This window comes from Pseudomonas sp. V88_4 (genome assembly GCF_029967985.1).
Taxonomy (GTDB): domain Bacteria; phylum Pseudomonadota; class Gammaproteobacteria; order Pseudomonadales; family Pseudomonadaceae; genus Aquipseudomonas; species Aquipseudomonas glycinae.
Genome location: NZ_JASCAF010000001.1, coordinates 155050 through 173390 on the forward strand (window position 1 = coordinate 155050; position 18341 = coordinate 173390).

At 61.2% G+C, this 18341-nt stretch carries 13 protein-coding genes; 10 read left to right on the forward strand and 3 right to left on the reverse strand.

The window, feature by feature from the left end; all coding sequences use genetic code 11:
• Window positions 1-40: 40 nt before the first annotated feature.
• Window positions 41-991 carry a glucokinase gene (locus QLG12_RS00755; RefSeq protein ID WP_197870425.1) on the reverse strand — a complete coding sequence of 317 codons (951 nt, stop codon included), beginning with the start codon at window positions 989-991 and terminating at the stop codon, window positions 41-43.
• Complete coding sequence (gene edd / locus QLG12_RS00760; RefSeq protein WP_197870423.1) at window positions 988-2814, reverse strand: phosphogluconate dehydratase; 1827 nt, start codon at window positions 2812-2814, stop codon at window positions 988-990. The genes QLG12_RS00755 and edd overlap by 4 nt, the downstream gene beginning before the upstream one ends.
• Before the next feature lie 221 nt (window positions 2815-3035).
• Between edd and gap the strand changes: the two genes are divergently transcribed.
• The 8 genes from gap (at window position 3036) to QLG12_RS00800 (ending at window position 13625) form a co-directional block, all read left to right on the forward strand.
• Window positions 3036-4037 (forward strand): type I glyceraldehyde-3-phosphate dehydrogenase, encoded by a 1002-nt coding sequence (gene gap, locus QLG12_RS00765; RefSeq protein WP_085689348.1) that lies wholly within the window; start codon window positions 3036-3038, stop codon window positions 4035-4037.
• A 135-nt stretch (window positions 4038-4172) separates the two neighbouring features.
• Window positions 4173-4691 carry an RNA polymerase sigma factor gene (locus QLG12_RS00770; protein ID WP_197870419.1) on the forward strand — a complete coding sequence of 173 codons (519 nt, stop codon included), beginning with the start codon at window positions 4173-4175 and terminating at the stop codon, window positions 4689-4691.
• A gap of 124 nt (window positions 4692-4815) precedes the next feature.
• Complete coding sequence (locus QLG12_RS00775) at window positions 4816-5781, forward strand: FecR domain-containing protein (RefSeq protein ID WP_282473719.1); 966 nt, start codon at window positions 4816-4818, stop codon at window positions 5779-5781.
• 122 nt (window positions 5782-5903) lie between these two features.
• Window positions 5904-8492 carry a TonB-dependent receptor gene (locus QLG12_RS00780; protein ID WP_282473720.1) on the forward strand — a complete coding sequence of 863 codons (2589 nt, stop codon included), beginning with the start codon at window positions 5904-5906 and terminating at the stop codon, window positions 8490-8492.
• A 109-nt stretch (window positions 8493-8601) separates the two neighbouring features.
• Window positions 8602-9198, forward strand: coding sequence for a biliverdin-producing heme oxygenase (locus QLG12_RS00785; RefSeq protein ID WP_282473721.1), 597 nt, complete (start codon window positions 8602-8604; stop codon window positions 9196-9198).
• Window positions 9199-9366: 168 nt separating this feature from the next.
• Window positions 9367-9762: a YbaN family protein gene (locus tag QLG12_RS00790; protein ID WP_108563072.1), complete on the forward strand. Its 396-nt coding sequence runs from the start codon at window positions 9367-9369 to the stop codon at window positions 9760-9762.
• A 180-nt stretch (window positions 9763-9942) separates the two neighbouring features.
• Window positions 9943-12081, forward strand: coding sequence for a methyl-accepting chemotaxis protein (locus QLG12_RS00795; protein WP_282473722.1), 2139 nt, complete (start codon window positions 9943-9945; stop codon window positions 12079-12081).
• Between the two features lie 197 nt (window positions 12082-12278).
• A complete protein-coding gene (locus QLG12_RS00800; protein WP_282473723.1) occupies window positions 12279-13625 on the forward strand; it encodes a CoA transferase in 1347 nt (448 codons plus the stop codon).
• A 74-nt stretch (window positions 13626-13699) separates the two neighbouring features.
• Here the strand turns inward: QLG12_RS00800 and arcD (QLG12_RS00805) are convergent, their stop codons facing one another.
• The gene (arcD, locus tag QLG12_RS00805) at window positions 13700-15127 is read right to left on the reverse strand and encodes an arginine-ornithine antiporter (protein WP_282473724.1); all 1428 of its coding nucleotides are present in this window, start codon (window positions 15125-15127) and stop codon (window positions 13700-13702) included.
• A 449-nt stretch (window positions 15128-15576) separates the two neighbouring features.
• On the opposite strand from arcD (QLG12_RS00805), the gene arcD (QLG12_RS00810) reads away from it, so the two are divergent.
• Both arcD (QLG12_RS00810) and arcA read left to right on the forward strand, forming a co-directional pair.
• Window positions 15577-17004, forward strand: a complete 1428-nt coding sequence (gene arcD, locus QLG12_RS00810) for an arginine-ornithine antiporter (protein ID WP_282473725.1) — start codon at window positions 15577-15579, stop codon at window positions 17002-17004.
• A gap of 34 nt (window positions 17005-17038) precedes the next feature.
• Entirely contained in the window at window positions 17039-18295 is a 1257-nt protein-coding gene (arcA, locus tag QLG12_RS00815) for an arginine deiminase (RefSeq protein WP_197870405.1), read from the forward strand.
• Window positions 18296-18341 lie beyond the last annotated feature (46 nt).

Sequence of the window (18341 nt, forward strand, 5' to 3'; positions counted from 1 at the left end):
GCCTCATCGCTGGCAAGCCAGCGATGAAAGCGACTCGGTTTCAAGCCTGTTCGAGCGCCACGCCTGCACCGACGAGCCCCGAGTACGGCGCCGTCACCAGCCACACCGGAATCCCCTTGAAGTAATCGCTCATGCAGCCCTTGTCGGCGAAGCTGCGGGCGAAACCGCTTTCGAGGAAGAAATCGGCAAAACGCGGAATCACACCACCCACGATGTACACCCCGCCCCGGCCGCCCGTGGTCAGCACGTTGTTGCCGGCCACGCGACCGAGCCAGCAGCAGAACTGCTCCAGCACTTCCAGGGCAATCGGGTCGCCTGCAAGTCCCGCCGCAGTGATGGCTTCCGGCGTATCGAGTTTCGGTTCATGACCATCCACCGCGCAGATCGCACGGTAGACCCGCGGCAAGCCGCCGCCGCTCAACGCGGTTTCCGCGCTGACGTGGCCGATTTCGTTGTGGATGTGCTGCCAGAGCTGGGTTTCACGCAGGCTGCTCAGCGGCAGATCGACGTGACCGCCCTCTCCCGGCAACGCAGCAAACCGCCCTTCGCCGAGATCAAGCAAGGTGCCGACGCCCAGGCCAGTGCCCGGGCCGATCACTACCGCCGGGCGCAATGGCTCCGGCGTGCCTTCGCAGACCACGCGGAATTCGCCGGGCTGCAAACGGGTCATGCCCAGCGCCATCGCCGAGAAATCGTTGATCAGCAACAACTGATCGACCTGCAAGGTCTGGCAGAACGCCTTGCGACTCAGGCGCCAGTGGTTGTTGGTGAACTTGAATTCATCACCGCTCACCGGCCCCGCCACCGACAGGCACACCGAACCGATGGCGCCCGGCGCCAGACCGAGCTTGCTCAGGTAGAGGCCGATCGCCTCTTCCGGGCTGGCATGGTCGGCCGTGGCCAGCACCTGAACCGATTCGAGCTGCTGATCTTTCCACAACGCGAACCGCGCGTTGGTGCCTCCGATGTCACCGACCAAAGCCAGTTTCAATTAAGCGTCTCCAGGGCAGAAGTGAAGGCGCTGGCGCCCTGCTCCGCCGAGCTGAAGGCCAAACGCATGAAGCCAAACAGTTCGCGACCGCTGCCGATGTTGTTGCCCAACAGGCCTTTGGCGGGTTCGCGCGCTGCGAATTCGACGGCGTCCACCTTGAGCTCCAAAGTGCCTTTGACGCCATCGACGCGGATGATATCGCCCTCTTGCACACGTGCCAAAGCGCCGCCTACATAAGCCTCGGGACTGACGTGGATGGCCGCCGGGATTTTCCCCGACGCGCCGGACATGCGCCCGTCCGTCACCAGCGCAACCTTGAAGCCGCGATCCTGCAGCACGCCGAGGAACGGCGTCATCTTGTGCAGTTCCGGCATGCCGTTGGAACGCGGGCCCTGGAAGCGCATCACCGCGACAAAATCCTTCTCCAGCAGACCGGCCTTGAAGGCGTCGGCCAGATCCTGCTGATCCTGGAACACCATGGCCGGCGCTTCGACGATCTGGTTTTCCAGCGCGACGGCGGACACCTTCATCACACCGCGACCGAGGTTGCCCTCCATCACGCGCAAGCCGCCCTCCGCCGAGAACGCACGGGCCACCGGGCGCAGGATATTTTCGTCGAGGCTGTCGGTCGGGCCTTCGCGCCACACCAGCTTGCCGTTATCGAGGAACGGCTCCTTGGTGTACCGGCTCAGGCCGTGGCCGAGCACGGTGTTGACGTCTTCGTGCAGCAGGCCGGCTTCGAGCAGTTCGCGGATCAGGAACGACATGCCGCCCGCTGCCTGGAAGTGGTTGATGTCAGCCTTGCCGTTTGGATAAACGTGGCTCAGGGTCGGCACGACTTCGGAGAGGTCGGCCATGTCCTGCCAGGTCAGTTGAATGCCCGCCGCCATGGCGATGGCCGGCATGTGCAGGGTGTGGTTGGTCGAGCCGCCGGTGGCGTGCAGCGCGACGATCGAGTTGACCAGCGCCTTCTCGTCGACGATTTCGCCGATCGGCAGGAAGTTGCCATTTTGTTTGGTCAGGCGCGTGACCTGATGCGCCGCTTCGCGAGTCAGGGCCTCACGCAGCGGCGTGTTCGGGTTGACGAACGATGCGCCCGGCAGGTGCAGGCCCATGACTTCCATCAACAACTGGTTGGTGTTGGCGGTGCCGTAGAACGTGCAAGTGCCGGGGCTGTGGTAGGACTTCATTTCCGATTCCAGCAGCTCTTCGCGGGTGGCCTTGCCTTCGGCGTACTTCTGCCGCACGTCGGCTTTTTCCTTGTTGGAAATCCCCGAGACCATCGGCCCGCCCGGGACGAAAATCGTCGGCAGGTGACCGAAACGCAGGGAGCCCATCATCAGGCCCGGCACGATCTTGTCGCAGATGCCGAGCATCAGCGCGCCGTCGAACATGTTGTGTGACAGCGCCACGGCCGTCGACATCGCGATCACTTCGCGGCTCGGCAGGCTGAGTTCCATGCCCGGCTCGCCCTGGGTCACGCCGTCGCACATGGCAGGCGTACCGCCGGCGAACTGGCCGACCGAACCGATTTCGCGCAGGGCGTTCTTGATCTGTTCCGGGAAGACTTCGTACGGCTGGTGCGCCGAGAGCATGTCGTTATATGACGAAACAATTGCGATGTTCGCCGAGTTCATCATCCGCAGGCTGTGCTTGTCTTCGCTGCCACACCCGGCCACGCCGTGGGCGAAATTGGCGCATTGCAGTTTGCCGCGCATCGGCCCGTCAGTTGCAGCGCCGCGAATCAGCGCAAGGTAAGCCTGACGCGTGGCGCGGCTGCGGGCGATAAGCCGTTCGGTGACCTCAAGAACGCGGGGATGCATGTGTAGAACTCCAGGCTAACGGATGTGGCGACCTGATTGTCTATGCTGATCAAAGAGCCCGCACGCATGGGATGACGGGCGGTTTTCTTGATCATTCGGACCAGTTGATTCAGGTCACTCGTTGTAGATAAAACAAAATATTGCCACTAAAAAGGCTTGTTTTCTATTTTTATGCGAATAATCTTGTAATTCCAACAACAAAACGACGGCGGCGCTGTTCAATGACTCTTCGAATCGCAATCAATGGTTTTGGCCGCATCGGCCGTAATGTCCTGCGCGCACTGTATACCCAAGGCTATCGTCAGGATTTGCAGATCGTCGCCATCAACGATCTGGGAGACAGCGCGATCAATGCGCATCTGCTCAAGTACGACACCGTTCATGGCACATTCGACGCCGAAGTGGCTCATGACAACGAGAGCCTGACCGTCAACGGCGACCGCATTTCGGTCAGCGCCATCCGCAACCCGGCCGACCTGCCATGGGCCGCGGAAAAGATTGATGTGGTGTTCGAATGCACCGGTCTGTTCACCGACCGGGCCAAAGCCGCCGCGCATATTACCGCCGGCGCACGCAAAGTGATTATCTCGGCCCCGGCCAAAGGCGCCGATGCCACCGTCGTTTATGGTGTGAACCACGACATCCTGCGCCAGTCGCACCAGATCATTTCCAACGCGTCGTGCACTACCAACTGCCTGGCCCCGGTGGCCCAGGTGCTGCACCGCGAGCTGGGCATCGAAAGCGGTCTGATGACCACGATTCACGCCTACACCAACGACCAGAACCTGACCGACGTCTACCACACCGACCCGTACCGCGCCCGCTCCGCCACCCAGAACATGATCCCGAGCAAGACCGGCGCTGCCGAAGCCGTGGGCCTGGTGCTGCCGGAACTGGCGGGCAAGCTGACCGGCATGGCCGTGCGTGTACCGGTGATCAATGTGTCGCTGGTTGACCTGACCGTGCAGTTGAAGCGCGAAGCCTCGGCCGATGAAGTGAACGCCCTGATGAAAGCCGCGAGCCAGCATTCGAAAATCCTCGGCTACAACACTCTGCCGCTGGTTTCGAGCGACTTCAACCACAACCCGCTGTCGTCGATCTTCGACGCCAACCACACCAAAGCCAGCGGCAAACTGCTGAAAGTACTTGCCTGGTACGACAACGAGTGGGGCTTCTCCAACCGCATGCTCGATAACTGCCTGGCGCTGTGCAACGCGGAATAATCCCCCGCCCCTGATTCCTGTGGGAGCTGGAAAGCCAGCTCCCACAAGGTCAATTATTCCAATTTGAAATCAAGGCTTGACCACTTGAGCGGATGATAAGCATTATCATTCACCCAAAATGGATCAGGTCTTCCCGTGAGTCAATCACACTTCAACCACGTCTTCCTTGCCCAACGCACATCGCTGCTGCGGACCCTGGAACGGATGGTCAACAACCACAGCACCGCCGAAGACCTGTTGCAGGAAACCTACCTGCGCGTCACCCGGGCCCTGAGCGAACGGGCCATCGATCACCTTGAACCTTTTGTCTTCCAGACCGCGCGCAACCTGGCGCTGGACCATTTGCGTGCGCGCAAGATTCACTCACGCACCATGGTCGACGACGTGCCGCAGGACGTGGTGCACAGCGTCGCCGCCCCCGCCAGCAGCGCCGAAGACGCCGCCCATGCCGAACAATTGCTGGAGCGCCTGAACGTGAGCCTCGCTGAACTCAGCCCTCGCCAACAGCAGATTTTCATCCTCAGCCGCCTGCACGGGCACAGCTATCAGGAAATCGCCGAAGAACTGAGCGTCTCTCTCAGCACGGTGCAGAAAGAACTCAAACTGATCATGACCATCTGCATCGGTGTCGCCGAGCGTTTGAACAACGACTGATGCGGTAGAGCCTTTCTGTAAACCTCAAGATCGACAGCACTGATCATCGGGCTTTGTTACCCTTGCCCGACTTTTACGCTTCACTAAAAAAACAGCCGTGCACAGACACTGCCGAGGAAACACCGTGACGGACACCCCCCGCTCCCCTTCGCCTTCATCGGCGCAGGACGCCGCCAGCGCAATGGACCAGGCTCTGGACTGGCTCATCGTGCTCGGCAGTCCGGACGAGGAGCAGACCCGGCAATTCCATGCCTGGCTGGCAGCCGATCCGTTGAATGCCGAGGCGTTCGCCAAGGCCCAGGCAATCTGGGACGGCCCGCAGATCGCCCAGTGCGCGCAGAACCTCGCGGCCAAACCGAAGAAAGTCACCGTCCTCACTCGCCTGCGCCCGCACTGGAAACCGCTGGCCACCGCCGCCGTGCTGCTGCTCGGGCTGTTCAGTTTCAGCAACCTGCCGATGCGTCTGCAGGCCGATCACCTGACCGTGGTCGGCGAACGTCAGCGCTTGCAGCTCGAGGACGGTTCGAAGGTCCTGCTCAACACCAACTCCGCCTTCTCCAGCACAATCAACGAACAGCAGCGAGTTGCGCGGCTGTATCAGGGCGAAGCGTTTTTCGAGATCCCGGCCAGCCGCAGCCAGCCGCTGGAAATCGACGCCGGGCCGGTGAAAGCCAGCGTGCGCGACACCGCGTTTGCCGTGCGTTATCTGGACGGCGTGGCGCAGGTGCGGGTGCAGCGTGGCGATGTCGACTTGCGGGCGACCCGCGATGATGCGCGGGTGCGCCTGTCCGCCGGGGAAAGCATCCGCATCGGCCCCAACGGTTTCGACCGCCCGGCCAAGGTCGACGCCGCCACCGATCTGGCGTGGGTACAGGGTCGGCTGATCTTCGAGAACTGCCCGCTGAAACAGGTACTGGCGGAACTGCGCCGCTACTATCCGGGCTTCATCATCAACACCAACGAACAGTTGGCCGACGTCGCCGTCACTGGCAATTACCGTCTCGACCAGCCGCTGGACGTGGTGCGTTCGCTCGCGCACATCACCTCGGCCAAGCTTCGGGAATTCCCGGCGCTGGTGATTCTGAACTAAATGAGAATTATTTTTACTCGATAGCCAAAGCTCGTTCGTCTCGTTATAGCCAATGCAATTGATTCGCATCTCGCGAGATCAATCAGCACCTATAAAGATTCGTGCGACACGGAGCGCTATCGATGTCCTCTCGCCTTACCCGCCAGACTTCTTCCCCTTCCCGCGTGCTGTCGCTGCTGACCGCCGCCATCCTGATGGCCGGCACCGCGCCGCTGATGGCCGCGAACGAACAGCCGACGCGCAACATGGGCGATTACTCGTTCGCCATCGCCCAGCAGCCGCTGGTGTCGGCGCTCAATGCGTTCACCGCCGTCACGGGCTGGCAGGTCGGTTTGCCGGCACAACTGGGTCAGGACGTGTCGTCACCGGGTGTGCGCGGTTCGCTGCCACCGGAAAAAGCCCTGGAGCGCCTGTTGGTGGGGACCAACCTGAGCTTCCGTAAACTGAGCAACAACAACAACGTCGTGCTGGAAAAACGCGCCAGCAGCGGCGCACTCAATCTGGATCAGGTGACCATCAGCGCCACCCGTCAGGAACAGTCAATCAACAGCGTGCCGGCCACCGTCACCGTACAGACCCGTCAGGATCTGGACCGCAACAACGTCAACACCATCAAGGATCTCGTGCGCTACGAGCCGGGCGTGTCCGTCGGCGGCGCCGGCCAGCGCGGCGGGATCAGCGGCTACAACATTCGCGGCATCGACGGTGATCGCATCCTGACTCAGGTCGACGGCGTCGAAGTGCCGGACGGTTTCTTCAATGGTCCGTACGCCAAGACCCAGCGCAATTACGTCGACCCGGAAATCGTCAAGCGCGTCGAAATCCTCCGTGGCCCGGCCTCGGTGCTGTACGGCAGCAATGCCATCGGCGGCGCGGTCAACTACTACACCCTCGACCCGGACGACATCATCAAGCCCGGCAAAGACGTCGGCGCCCGCCTGAAAACCGGCTACAGCTCCGCCGACGAGAGCTGGCTGAAATCCGCCACCGTCGCCGGTCGCGCTGACCAGTTCGACGGCTTGCTGCACTACAGCCAGCGCGACGGCCACGAAACCGACTCCTACGGCAGCAACAACGGCACGGGCCTTGAGCGCACCGCCGCCAACCCGGAAGACGTGAAAGCCACCAACGTGCTGGCCAAGATCGGCTGGAACTACAACGAAGGTTCGCGCCTGGGCCTGACCTACGAAAAATACAAGGATGATCGCGACACCGATCAGAAAAGCGCTTACGGCGGCCCGTACTTCAACGGTGCCCCGACGATCCCCAACAGCGTGCTGCCCGGCGGCATGTACCAGTGGCGTACCGGCAACGACACCATCACCCGCGAGCGTTTCGGCCTGGAGCACAGCTTCGAGTTGAACAGCCTGCTGGCGGACAACGTGAAGTGGAGCCTCAACCACCAGACCGCCAAGACCGACCAGAGCACCGACGAGTTCTACTACCCGATCACCCGTAAAGTGCTGCGCACTCGCGACACGATCTACGAAGAGAAACAGTGGGTCTTCGACGCGCAACTGGACAAGGCATTCGCCATCGGTGACACCGATCACGTTCTGACTTACGGCACCACCATCAAGCAGCAGAAAGTCACCGGATCGCGCAGCGGCGACGGCAAGTGCCTGGCGGTCGGTCGCGGCTGCACCGCCATCGGCGCTACCAGCGCGGCTGACGTACTGAAGAAGTCCAGCGACTTCCCGGACCCGACCATCAACACCTACAGCCTGTTCGCCCAGGATCAGATCAGCTGGAACAACTGGACCTTCCTGCCGGGCCTGCGCTACGACTACACCCAGCTCAAGCCGCACATCACCCAGGAATTCCTCAACACCGTGGCCGCCGACGGCAACGGCACGGTCAGCGACGAGAACAAGACCTGGCATAAAGTCTCGCCGAAATTCGGCCTGACCTACGCCCTGACCGAAAACTACACCTGGTACGGCCAGTACGCCGAAGGCTTCCGCACCCCGACCGCGAAAGCCCTGTATGGCCGCTTCGAAAACAGCACCACGGGCTACAACGTGGCACCGAACCCGGACCTGGAACCGGAGAAGAGCAAAAGCTATGAAACCGGCCTGCGCGGCAACTTCGAGCAAGGCTCGTTCGACGTGGCGGTGTTCTATAACAAATACCGCGACTTCATCAACGAAGACGCTGTCACCCCGGGCTACAGCGAGCTGACCTTCCAGTCCAGCAACATCAAGCACGCCACCATCAAGGGTGCCGAAGTCAAAGGTCGCCTGAACCTGGATTCGTTCGGCGCACCGCAAGGCCTGTACACCCAGGGCTCGATCTCCTACGCCTATGGACGCAACAACGACAACGGCGAGCCGTTGAACAGCGTCAACCCGCTGACCGGCGTGTTCGGCCTCGGTTACGACCAGGACAACTACGGCGGCCTGCTGAGCTGGACCGTGGTCAAGAAGAAGGATCGCGTCGACGACAGCAACTTCAAATCGCCGGATGGCGTCAGCAGTCAGTTCAAGACTCCGGGTTTCGGCATTCTCGATCTGGCCGGGTACTACAAAGTCACCGACGACGTCACCGTCAGCGGCGGCATCTACAACCTGACCGACAAGAAGTACTGGCTGTGGGATGACGTGCGCGGTTACGACAGCGTCGGCGAAGCTTCGGTGACGCAACCGGCCAACCTCGATCGCCTGACCCAGCCGGGTCGTAATTTCGCGATCAATCTGGTCTGGGACATCTGATCCGGATGACCTCACGGCGCGCACATGGCCGCGCCTTGAGGTTTTTTTACTGTCCGGCGCTTGCCCGTACGTCTCGTTATCAAGCGCCTCTTCTTTTCAAGGACATCTCATGAGCACCCCGGAAAAAGCCCTGCGTTCGCAACGCCTGAACCAGATCACCCACGAGCCGCACAGCAAGCTCGATGCGCTGGTCAAGGCCCACGCGCCGTTCGAAACCCGCGCCAATTTCGCCCGCTTCGTGGTTGCGCAATACCTGTTCCAGTCGGAACTGGTGTCGCTGTACAACGACGCAGAACTGACCGCCATCGTCCCTGACCTGCCGGCCCGCTGCCGCGCCGAAGCCGCCAGGGCCGACCTCGCGGACCTCGACACCGAAGTACCTGGCCCTGTGGCCGGTGCGGTGAAAAACCCGAGCAAGGCCCGCGCCCTCGGCTGGATTTTCGTGTCCGAGGGTTCAAAGCTTGGCGCTGCGTTCCTGATCAAACGCGCGGTGGCGCTGGACCTGAGCGAAACCTTTGGCGCCCGTCACCTGGGCGAACCTGAAGGCGGTCGTGCAGAAGGCTGGAAGAGCTTTGTGCGCACCCTCGATTCGCTGCAATTCAGTGCTGAAGAAGAAGCGGAAGTGGAGCAAGGCGCGATCGATGCGTTCAACCGCTTCACCGTGCTGCTGGAACAGGCTTACGCCAAAGAAGCCGAACCGGCCTGATCCCAGCCACACCGTAAACCCTGTGGGAGCTGGCTTGCCAGCGATGACGGCGTGTCAGACAACATCCCTGTCGACTGACCGGTCGCTATCGCTGGAAGCCAGCCCCCACAAGGAATTGCGTAAGTCTGTAAGATTCCCACCCTGACACATAAGTCTCTCGCTGAGCCCATGCCCCAACCCGCCGCCTCCCGACTCGCCCGCCTGCTGTTCGGCCTGCTCGCCTATGTCAGCCTCGGCATCGGCCTGATCGCCATCGTCGTGCCCGGCCTGCCGACCACCGAGTTCATCCTGCTCGCCGCCTGGGCTGCGACCCGCAGTTCGCCGCGCCTGAGTGCCTGGCTGGAAAACCATCGGCTGTTCGGCCCAATCCTGAGCAACTGGCGCAACGGCAAGATCATCGCCCGCAAGGCCAAGGTCAGCGCCACCGTCAGCATGCTGCTGTGCGCCACGCTGATGCTGGTGATGCTCGATCACGGCTGGCCGATTTATCTGGCGATTGCAGGGATGACGATGGGCAACCTGTGGATCTGGTCACGACCGGAAGCGTTGCCGAAGATTTCCTGATTTTCCCCTTGTTTTCAGGGTATTTACCCGCGCAAACGTTTAGCCGCGACCGCTCGTCGGCTTGTGATTCATGCCTGTGCGCCCCGCGCCGATGAGCATTGAATGGCGCTGAATGGATTTGGCGAACCGGGCACCTTCCTGCCTCTTAGCCAACAGCTCATCCATTCGCGAGAACGTCCCATGTTCGACTCTCTGTCCATTCGCCTGAAAATCGTCCTGCTCTCCGGCCTGTGCCTGCTCGGCGTGGTTGCGCTGATCGTCGGCATCAACATCTACCAGACCAACCAGAACGACGAACTGGTCAGTGCCTCCAGCAGCAAGATGCTCACCGCCAGTGTGCAGGACCTGCTGCAGGCCAAGGCTGCCGAACAGGCGGTGCAAGTGCAGAAAACTTTCGGCGAGAGCCTGCTGGTGATCACCGCCCTGGCCGACCAGGTCAAGGACATGCGCGTCATGGCTGCCAAGCGTTCACTGGACGCCGGCGCCCTGCGTGAAGAGTTGAACCTGAGCCTGAAAACCGCCTTCGAGCGCAACAGCAAGGTGCTTGGCATCTGGCTGGCCTTTGAACCGAACGGGCTGGATGGCAAGGACAGCGAGTTCGTCAATGACGCCGCACGCCAGTCCAACGAAGCCGGGCGCTTCGCCACCTACTGGAGCCGTGCCGCCGGGTCTGCGCTGAACACGATCATGGTCGAAGAGGATATGACCAAGACCACCCTCAGCCTCAGCGGCACGCCGTACAACAGCTGGTACACCTGCCCTCGCGACAACAAGCGCACCTGCCTGCTCGATCCTTACGCCGACACCGTGGGCGGCAAGGAAATGCTCATGACCACCATTTCCGTACCGTTGATGGTGGACGGCAAGGCCATCGGCGTGGTCGGCATCGACATTGCCCTGGATGCGCTGCAAGCGGCGGCCGTGAATTCCCAGCGTGAACTGTTCAACGGTGCCGGGCACATGCTGATCGTCTCCGGCAGCGGCGTGCTGGGCGCCTACAGCACCGACGCGACCAAAGTCGGCAAAGGCATCGCCGAAACCCTCGGTGCCGAAGGCAAGGACATCCTGCAACTGCTGAGCGCCGGCACGCCGAAAATTCTCGAACAGGGTGACCTGATCCGCGCCGTGTACCCGGTCGATCCGATTGGCAATTCCCGGGCCTGGGGCGTGGTCATCGACCTGCCGAAACAAGTGTTGCTGGCCGACTCGGTCAAGCTGCAGGCAGTGCTCGACGATGCCCAGCAAACCGGCATCATTACCGCGTTGTCGGTGGCCGTGATCGCTGGCCTGATGGGTCTGGTGCTGATCTGGCTCACCGCGTCTGGCGTGACCCGTCCGATCAACAGCGTTGCCGAGATGCTGAAGAACATCGCCAGCGGCGAAGGTGATCTGACCCAACGACTGAACTACACCAAAAAGGATGAACTGGGCGAACTGGTGAACTGGTTCAACCGCTTCCTCGACAAGCTGCAACCGACCATCGCCCAGATCAAACAGAGCATCACCGAGGCCCGTGGCACCGCCGATCAATCGTCGGAAATCGCCCGCCAGACCAGTGAAGGCATGCAGGTGCAGTTCCGCGAGATCGATCAGGTGGCGACCGCCTCCAACGAGATGAGCGCCACCGCCCACGACGTGGCCAACAGCGCCTCGAATGCGGCCAACGCGGCGAAAGGCGCCGACCAGTCGGCCAAGGACGGGATGTCGATCATCGAACGCAGCACCCGCGACATCAATCAACTGGCTGAAGAGGTCAGCAAAGCGGTGACCGAAGTCGAGGAACTGGCGGTCAACAGCGAGCAGATCGGTTCGGTGCTGGAAGTGATCCGCAGCATCGCCGAACAGACCAACCTGCTGGCGTTGAACGCCGCGATCGAAGCGGCCCGAGCCGGTGAAAGCGGTCGTGGTTTTGCCGTGGTGGCCGACGAAGTGCGTAACCTCGCCAAACGTACTCAGGATTCGGTGGAAGAAATCCGCGTGGTGATTGAACGCATCCAGACCGGCACCCGTGGCGTGGTCGCGACCATGCATTCGAGCCAGACCCAGGCCCACAACAACGCCGGGCAGATCCGTCAGGCCGTGGACGCCCTCGGCAAGATCAGCGACGCGGTCACCGTGATCAGCGACATGAACCTGCAAATCGCCAGCGCCGCCGAACAACAAAGCGCGGTGGCCGAAGAGGTCAACCGCAACGTTTCGGCGATCCGCACCGTCACCGAGACCCTGACCGAACAGGCCACCGAATCGGCGGCAATCAGCAGCCAGCTCAACGCCCTCGCCAGCCAGCAGATGAAGTTGATGGATCAGTTCCGCGTGTAATCGCAGTCGACCTGAATCCCTGTGGGAGCTGGCTTGCCAGCGATGGCGGTAGATCAGTCGATACATTGTTGACTGGCACTCCGTAATCGCTGGCAAGCCAGCTCCCACGGGGACCGGTGATGTCCGGTCAATCGGGGATTTCATCTAAGCCAACAGCGTTTTGCACTATTCTGCCCTCTCGTTCCGGAGGGCCTTCGATGACTGATCTGCTCACGTCCATTCAAGCCGCGCTCGGCTTGTCCCGCACGCCGATTCCGTTCACTGGCGAGGGCGCCCTGCCCTCGGCGTTTGCCGTCACCGACCTTGCCTGCGCGAGCATTGCCGCGGCCGGGCAAGCCGTCGCCGAACTTCTTCAGCAACAAACCGGCCACTTGCCCACTGTAGAAGTCGACCGTCGCCTCGCCTCGTTCTGGTTCGCCACCTCGCTGCGGCCGATCGGCTGGGAAGTGCCGCCGCTGTGGGATCCGGTGGCCGGCGACTACGCAACCAAAGACGGCTGGATCCGCCTGCACACCAACGCCCCGCATCACCGCGCCGCCGCTGAAAGGGTGCTCGGTGCCTGTGCCGACCGCGCGGCGATGGCAGCAAAAGTCGCGCAATGGGCCAGTGCCGATCTGGAGCGAGCGGTGGTCGAGGCCAAGGGATGCGCCGCCGAAATGCGCAGCTGGGAACAGTGGCAGAAACATCCGCAAGGGTTGGCGGTGAATGCCGAGCCCTTGGTGCATTTCAGTGACGGGAAAGAAGAAAGTCATCAACCCTGGCAAGGCTCGGTGGCGCAACCATTGGCCGGGCTCAAGGTGCTCGATCTGACCCGCGTCCTCGCCGGCCCGACCGCCAGCCGCTTCCTCGCGGGGCTCGGCGCCAACGTGCTGCGCATCGACCCGCCGACCTGGAATGAACCCGGTGTGGTGCCGGAAGTGACCCTTGGCAAACGTTGTGCGCGACTGGATCTGCATGCTCCGGCAGATCGCGCGGTGTTCGAAAGCCTGCTCAAGGACGCCGACATTCTTCTGCACGGCTATCGCGCCGACGCCCTTGAACATCTGGGCTTCGGCGTCGAACGTCGTCGGCAACTGGCGCCGGGGCTGATCGACGTCTGCCTCAACGCCTACGGCTGGAGCGGCCCGTGGAAGAACCGCCGGGGGTTCGACAGTCTGGTGCAGATGAGCAGCGGAATCGCCGAGGCCGGGCAACGCTGGAAGCAGGCGGACAAACCGACACCGCTGCCGGTGCAGGCGCTGGATCATGCGACGGGGTATCTGATGGCGGCGAGTGCGATTCGGTTGCTGGCGGACAGGTTTCGCAGTGGTCGAGGTGGATCGGCGCGGTTGTCGCTGGCGCGCACCGCGAAGCTGTTGATCGAGCATGGACCGGGGACTGACCAGGCGTTGCTTCCGGAAAATCCACAGGATCAAAGCTTGAGCGTGGAGCAGACACCATGGGGGCCGGCACATCGGCTTCAGGCGCCGCTGCGTATTGCTGGAACGCCGTTGCAGTGGACTTTGCCGGCAACTGAATTGGGTTCACATCGGGCGCAGTGGTGACCTCTCCACCGTTTTCGCGAGGAACCCGAGCATCGTCGGCCAGTCGTAAGGCCCCTGAAAGTCGAGCCGCAACCTCACAAGGACAACACGCCGCTGTACAACCCATACGCCGCGAGCCCGGCCCCGGCGATGACGCAGGTGAAAATCCCCTTCTCGAGCGTGGTGAACAGCGGCTCGCCCTGCTCATGCTTGGCCTTGGCGAACAGGATCACCCCCGGCGCATACAACAGCGCCGACAGCAGCAGGTATTTCACCCCGCCGGCATACAACAGCCACACCGCGTAACACAGTGCGATACCACCGATCAGCAGATCCTTGGTGCGCTCGGCGGAGGCATGTTCATAGGTTTCCCCCCGTCCGCTGAGTAATACGGCATAGGCTGCCGACCACAGATACGGCACCAGAATCATCGACGACGCGAGGTAAATCAGACTGGTGTAAGTGCCGGCGGAAAACAGCGTGATCAGCAGGAAAATCTGGATCATCACGTTGGTCAGCCACAACGCGTTGACCGGCACATGGTTGGCGTTTTCCTTTTTCAGGAACGCCGGCATCGTATTGTCCCTGGCGGTGGCGAACAGGATCTCCGCGCACAACAGCGCCCACGACAACAACGCACCGAGCAACGAAATGGCCAGGCCCACACTGATCAGCAGCGCGCCCCAGGGCCCGACAATGTGTTCCAGCACAGCGGCCAGTGACGGGTTCTGCAAGGTCGCCAGTTCCGGCTGGCTCATGATCCCCAGCGACAACACATTGACCAGCACCAGCAGCGCCAGCACACCGATGAAACCGATCACCGTGGCCCGGCCCACGTCGGTGCGCTTCTCCGCCCGGGCCGAGTAAACGCTGGCGCCTTCGATACCGATGAACACGAACACCGTGACCAGCATCATGTTGCGCACCTGATCCATCACACCGCCGAAATTAGGGTTGCTGCGGCCCCAGATGTCGCGGGTAAACACGTCAGCCTTGAACGCCACGGCGGCGATGACCACGAACATGATCAACGGAATGATCTTGGCCACGGTGGTCAACTGATTGATCAGCGCCGCCTCCTTGATCCCGCGCATCACCAGAAAGTGCACGGCCCACAGCAACACCGAAGCGCAGCCAATCGCAATCGGCGTATTGCCCTGACCGAACACCGGAAAGAAGTAGCCGAGGGTGCTGAACAGCAACACGAAATACCCGACGTTGCCCAGCCAGGCACTGATCCAGTAACCCCAGGCGGAAGAAAACCCCATGTAGTCGCCGAACCCGGCCTTGGCGTAGGCATACACGCCGGAATCGAGTTCCGGTTTGCGATTGGCCAGGGTCTGGAACACGAAGGCCAGGGTGAGCATACCGATCGCCGTGATGCCCCAGCCGATCAGGATGGCGCCGGCATCGGCCCGGGCTGCCATGTTTTGCGGCAAGGAAAAAATCCCCCCGCCAATCATCGAACCCACCACCAGGGCGATCAGTGCGCCAAGGCGCAGCTTTTGAGTCGGTTGCGACATTCCAGCGTCTCCAGGTTCCCAAGGCGGCATGGGCCGCGAAACCGTTATACAACCGGCTTTTAACTAAATGGATAAAGCGTATGACGTTTATTGAATAACGCCAACTTACAACCGTTATATATAGCCATCGGCACTAACGCATAGCACGTTAAGACGAATTTTGTGCGCGAATCCTGATAAATAAATTCTGTACTGAAAACAGCGGTGAAAAATTTGCCAAAACCTGAAAAGGAACTAGCGTGATAATTCCAAAGTAATAGGATCCATTCTTAATCATTTCCCCAAAAACCCTCTAGGACGGGCCTTACAGACAATAGCGTTATGCCTTCATCCGGTTCATAAGTCATTCATTAACAATGGAATGTGACCATGCACTGATCTAAGTCAGCTGTTTGAAAAGCCAACAGAACTACGCTGTGAACTCTTCTCTCCTGCAATGGAGTCATGCAATGTCTGAAGTTCCCGGAAAACTAAGACTAGGTGCACTGGTCGCGTTAGTAGTCGGCTCAATGATCGGTGGCGGGATATTCTCTTTGCCACAAAACATGGCCGCCAGTGCCGACGTCGGCGCGGTACTGATTGGCTGGGCCATCACCGCTGTCGGCATGCTCACCCTCGCTTTCGTCTTTCAAACCCTCGCCAATCGCAAGCCTGACCTGGACGGCGGTGTCTACGCCTACGCCAAGGCCGGTTTCGGCGATTACATGGGTTTCTCCTCGGCCTGGGGTTACTGGATCAGTGCCTGGCTGGGCAACGTCGGTTACTTCGTTTTGCTGTTCAGCACCTTGGGCTATTTCTTCCCGGTTTTCGGTGAAGGCAACACCGTTGCAGCCGTGATCGGCGCCTCTGTCCTGCTGTGGGGCGTGCACTTCCTGGTGCTGCGCGGGATCAAGGAAGCGGCGTTCATCAACCTCGTGACTACCGTCGCCAAGGTCGTGCCGCTGCTGCTGTTCGTGCTGATCGCGATCTTCGCCTTCAAACTGGACATCTTCACCGCCGACATCTGGGGCGTGAAAAACCCGGATCTGGGCAGCGTGATGAACCAGGTGCGCAACATGATGCTGGTCACCGTGTGGGTGTTCATCGGCATCGAAGGCGCGAGCATCTTCTCGGCCCGGGCGGAAAAACGTTCGGATGTCGGCAAGGCGACCGTGATCGGTTTCATCACCGTGCTGCTGTTCCTGGTGCTGGTGAACGTGCTGTCGCTGGGCATCATGACTCAGCCGGAACTGGCCAAACTGCAGAACCCGTCGATGGCCGCCGTGCTGGAGCACGTGGTCGGTCACTGGGGCGCGGTGCTGATCAGCCTCGGTCTGATCATCTCGCTGCTGGGGGCGTTGCTGTCGTGGGTGCTGCTGTGTGCGGAAATCATGTTCGCCGCCGCCAAGGACCACACCATGCCGGAGTTCCTGCGCAAGGAAAACGCCAACCACGTGCCGGTCAACGCCCTGTGGCTGACCAACGCGATGGTGCAGCTGTTCCTGATCATCACTCTGTTTTCGGCCAGCACTTACCTGTCGCTGATCTACCTCGCCACTTCGATGATTCTGGTGCCGTACCTGTGGTCGGCGGCCTACGCCCTGCTGTTGGCGGTGCGCGGCGAAAGCTACGAAGGCTTCGCGGCCGAACGGCGCAAGGACCTGATCATCGGCGCCATCGCCCTGATCTACGCGGTGTGGCTGCTCTACGCCGGTGGTGTGAAGTACCTGCTGCTCTCGGCCCTGCTCTATGCCCCCGGCGCGATCCTGTTCGCCAAGGCCAAGCTCGAACTCAAACAACCGGTTTTCACCAACGTCGAGAAGCTGATTTTCGCCGCAGTGGTCGTGGGTGCCCTGGTGGCCGCCTACGGACTGTACGACGGCTTCCTGACTCTGTAATTGCCAAACGTTTTATCTCTGGAGGATCACTGAAATGACCACGGAAAAAGTTAAGTACGGCGTCCATTCCGAAGCCGGCAAACTGCGCAAAGTCATGGTTTGTTCCCCAGGCCTGGCCCATCAGCGGCTGACCCCGAGCAACTGCGACGAGCTGCTGTTCGACGATGTGATCTGGGTCAATCAGGCCAAGCGCGACCACTTCGACTTCGTCACCAAAATGCGCGAGCGCGGGATCGAAGTGCTGGAAATGCACAACCTGCTGACCGACATCGTCGGCAACCCCGAAGCGCTGAAATGGATTCTGGATCGCAAGATCACCCCCGACACCGTCGGCGTCGGCCTGACCAACGAAGTGCGCAGCTGGCTCGAAGGCCTGGAGCCACGCAAGCTCGCGGAGTTCCTGATCGGTGGCGTGGCCGGTGAAGACCTGCCGGACAGCGAAGGCGCGAGCGTGATCAAGATGTACCGCGACTACCTGGGCCACTCCAGCTTCCTGCTGCCACCGCTGCCCAACACCCAGTTCACCCGCGATACCACTTGCTGGATTTACGGCGGCGTAACCCTCAATCCGATGTATTGGCCGGCCCGTCGTCAGGAAACCCTGCTGACCACCGCCATCTACAAATTTCACCCGGACTTCACCAACGCCGACTTCGAAGTCTGGTACGGCGACCCGGACAAGGATCACGGCCAGGCTACCCTCGAGGGCGGTGACGTCATGCCGATCGGCAACGGTGTGGTGCTGATCGGTATGGGCGAGCGCACTTCGCGTCAGGCCATCGGCCAACTGGCGCAATCGCTGTTCGCCAAAGGCGCAGTGGAAAAGGTCGTGGTCGCCGGCCTGCCGAAATCCCGCGCGGCAATGCACCTGGACACCGTGTTCAGCTTCTGCGACCGCGACCTGGTCACGGTCTTCCCGGAAGTGGTCAAGGAAATCGTGCCGTTCATCATTCGTCCTGACGAAAGCAAACCTTACGGTCTGGACGTACGACGGGAGAACAAAACGTTCCTTGAAGTCGTGGCCAACTCGCTAAACCTGCCGAACCTGCGCGTCGTCGAAACCGGCGGCAACAGCTTCGCCGCCGAACGCGAGCAATGGGATGACGGCAACAACGTGGTGGCCGTGGAGCCGGGCGTGGTCATCGGCTACGACCGCAACACCTACACCAACACCCTGCTGCGCAAGGCCGGGGTCGAGGTCATCACCATCAGCGCCGGCGAACTCGGTCGCGGCCGTGGCGGCGGCCACTGCATGACCTGCCCGATCATCCGCGACCCTATCGATTACTAAACGACCATCTCCCCGGCCGCACCTATCCCGTAGCGGCCGGGCCGAT